Here is a 3,171-nt window from a genome sequence, read left to right on the forward strand (position 1 = left end):
TGTGATAAATTTGAAAATTATATAAATAATAAAAATTTTCAGCTATGTTTGTGTCTTTTAGTTTTGCAATTTGTTGATAATCCCAAAAAATTTTTGGAAAAAATTTATAAGAGTCTTGATAAAGATGGAATATCTATAATAAGTATTTTTTCAAATAGACAACTGAATTATTGGAAAGAATTTGCATCGGCAAGAGGAGCAAGGAAGGAACAAGTTGAGAAAACATTTGATAGTCAATCTGAAGTAATGAATGTTTTATCTGCTGATTATGTCGAAAAATTATTAAAAGAGACTGGATTTTCTAAAATTGAGAAGGTTTGTGAAGTACTTTCTGTGAGTATGTGGGTTTTAAAGAAATGACATTTTTAAATTTAAAAATTTTTCTATTCAAGAACAAAAAAATACAAAATATGAAAAGTTTTTTGAATAGAAAGCAAAAAAATTGATTATTTTTCTTTTTTTTGGTATACTTTGTATGAGGTGATTTTATGGTTAAAAGAACTGAATACTTGGAAAAATTGAAAAAAATAAAAGATATGCAGATAATAAAAGTTATTATCGGAGTTAGACGATGCGGAAAATCTACATTGCTATCTCAATTTAGAAATTTTTTAATAGAATCTGGTGTCTTGGAAGAACAGATAATTTCCATAAATTTTGAGGATTTAAAGTTTGAAGATTTAAAAGATTATAAATTATTGTATCAATATATAAATGAAAGACTTGTGCCTAATAAAAAAAATTATATATTTATTGATGAAATTCAGGAAGTTGAGAATTTTCAAAGGGCAGTGGATTCTTTGTTTATAAAGGATAACACAGATATTTATATAACAGGCTCCAATGCGATGATGTTATCTGGCGAATTAGCAACACTGCTTTCAGGCAGATATATTGAAATATCCATATTGCCCTTGTCTTTTTCTGAATATCTTAAATTGGATGAAACACAGGATATGAGACAGGCTTGGAATAAATATTTTGAAAATGGCGGATTTCCTTATGCGACACAAATAAATGATGATGATATAAGAAAAGACTATTTAATGGGAATATATAATACAGTTTTGCTAAAAGATATAGTTGCAAGAAATAAAGTACAGGACATTACTTTGCTTGAATCTGTAGTAAAATTTCTATTTGAAAACATTGGGAATATTGTTTCGCCTAAAAAAATAGCTGATACACTTGTTTCTTATGGAAGAAAAACGACATCTTCTACCGTTGAAAATTATATAGAAGCCTTGAAATCGTCGTTTATATTGTACAAAGCCGGACGTTATGACATAAAAGGAAAGCAGCATTTAAAATCGCTGGAGAAATATTACATAGTTGACATAGGGCTAAGAAAATTGCTTATAAATAAAAAACATAGCGATATTGGGCATATTTTGGAAAATATAGTTTATTTGGAATTGATTAGGCGAGGCTATACTGTGTATATTGGTAAAATTGGAGATTTGGAAATAGATTTTATAGCAGAACGAAATAATGAAAGAGAATATTATCAAGTGTCAGCAACGATACTTGATGAAAATACATTCAAGAGAGAGATAACGCCGTTAAAAAAAGTTAAGGATAATTTTCAGAAATATATAATTTCGATGGATGAAATAGATTTGAGCGAAGATGGAATTAGGCATATAAATATTTTAGATTTTTTGCAAAATACAGTACAAAATAAATAAATTAAAATAAAAAAATAATAATAAAATATCGGAGGATAAATGAAAAAAATACTACTAGGATTGTTTATTTTGGGAACATTGGGAATGGCACAAAGTAATTATGAGGTTTATGTGAAAAGTGGAGTTAAAATTTCACAAAGTGAAGTTGATAGGGATAGCAAAGAAATTGAGAATCTTATAAATAAAGAAATTATTGAAAGATATAATACAGAAGGTAAAAAAGCTATATTTGAAAAAACAGCAGAACTTTATAATGAAACTGTAAATAACGAAATTAATAATTCTATAAATGAGATTCCCAAAAAGCAAAGAAAAATTTTTAGAGAATTTTCAGAAAAAATAACTTCAATTATAGGTAGGAATTTGATAAATGAACTTAATAACACTGAGATTAGTGTAAACGAAATTTTATTTTCAGAAAAAAGTAACGCAAAGGTTAAAATATTAATTAAGTCTAAAAATCTGGATGATTTTGATACTAATGAGATTCTTGATGAAATTCAACAAAAAACTGGCATTTCAGATAAAGAATTTGAACATATAGAAAAGATTAACAAAGCAAAACTTGATAAATTTTATGAATATCTTGAAAGTAGAGTTAAAGAAGAAATGAAAAATACTGATTATAATGAAGAAACCTTAGAAATTGAAACAAAAAAAGTTAATGGGAAATGGAAATTAGAATTTGATTTTAATACTTTTGTAGATGAAACCATAAAATATATAGAAAATAGTTCTAATAACACAGATTTTAATAAATAACAACAAATAAAAAAATAAAAGAGGTATTTTAAATGAGTAAATTTTGGAATGATAAAATAAAGGAAATAGAGCCTTACACGCCGGAGAACAGTCAAAAGATAAAAAATATATTAAACTTAATACAAATGAAAATCCTTATCCGCCATCATCAAAAGTTATAGAAAAAATAAAATCTATGAATTTGGAAGATTTGAAATTGTATCCAGATCCAGATGTAATGGAGCTTGGAAAAGTTATTGCTGAATATTTTTCTAATAAAATAAGCGATAAAGTTACACATAAACAAGTGTTTATTGGAAATGGATTGGATGAAATTTTGGCATTTATTTTTATGATATTTTTCAATGTGGGATATATTTTTTGAATTTTGATGTGAGTATTCCGACTGAAAAAGTTGGGACTTTTGGATACAGAATTAGTGGAAGAATTTTTCATTGGCTTTACACGGCATTTGAATACTACGTTGCATATAAAGAATATGGCTGGGATAAATTCACATCATATAATTGAGTCAATTTTTAAAGGTGTTGCTAGAAATTTGGCAGAAGCTGTGAGTATTGATGAAAAGTATAGAGATGAGATTCCATCGACTAAAGGGGTTTTGGTTTAGTGAGAGTTAAGAAGATACTATTTATAAGTCTGTTTTCTTTGGTGTGTTCAGTAAATTCGTTTACTAAACCATTATTTAATGAAAATGTAACAAAAAAATTAAAAGAAATTT

4 protein-coding genes and 1 pseudogene are annotated in these 3,171 nt (G+C 26.4%); all 5 read left to right on the plus strand.

The features are described from left to right. Window positions 1–360: pseudogene (locus Q0370_RS11430) on the plus strand (methyltransferase domain-containing protein); the annotation flags it as partial. Between the two features lie 128 nt (window positions 361–488). Continuing rightward, the gene (locus tag Q0370_RS11435; RefSeq protein ID WP_299575836.1) at window positions 489–1,688 is read left to right on the plus strand and encodes an ATP-binding protein; all 1,200 of its coding nucleotides are present in this window, start codon (window positions 489–491) and stop codon (window positions 1,686–1,688) included. A gap of 39 nt (window positions 1,689–1,727) precedes the next feature. Continuing rightward, window positions 1,728–2,450 carry a hypothetical protein gene (locus tag Q0370_RS11440; protein WP_299575838.1) on the plus strand — a complete coding sequence of 241 codons (723 nt, stop codon included), beginning with the start codon at window positions 1,728–1,730 and terminating at the stop codon, window positions 2,448–2,450. A 157-nt stretch (window positions 2,451–2,607) separates the two neighbouring features. Further along, window positions 2,608–2,814, plus strand: coding sequence for a hypothetical protein (locus Q0370_RS11445; protein ID WP_299575842.1), 207 nt, complete (start codon window positions 2,608–2,610; stop codon window positions 2,812–2,814). A 39-nt stretch (window positions 2,815–2,853) separates the two neighbouring features. After that, complete coding sequence (locus Q0370_RS11450; protein ID WP_299575840.1) at window positions 2,854–3,060, plus strand: hypothetical protein; 207 nt, start codon at window positions 2,854–2,856, stop codon at window positions 3,058–3,060. Window positions 3,061–3,171 lie beyond the last annotated feature (111 nt).

Origin of the sequence: uncultured Leptotrichia sp., from assembly GCF_938036635.1 — a bacterium.
GTDB lineage: Bacteria > Fusobacteriota > Fusobacteriia > Fusobacteriales > Leptotrichiaceae > Leptotrichia > Leptotrichia hongkongensis.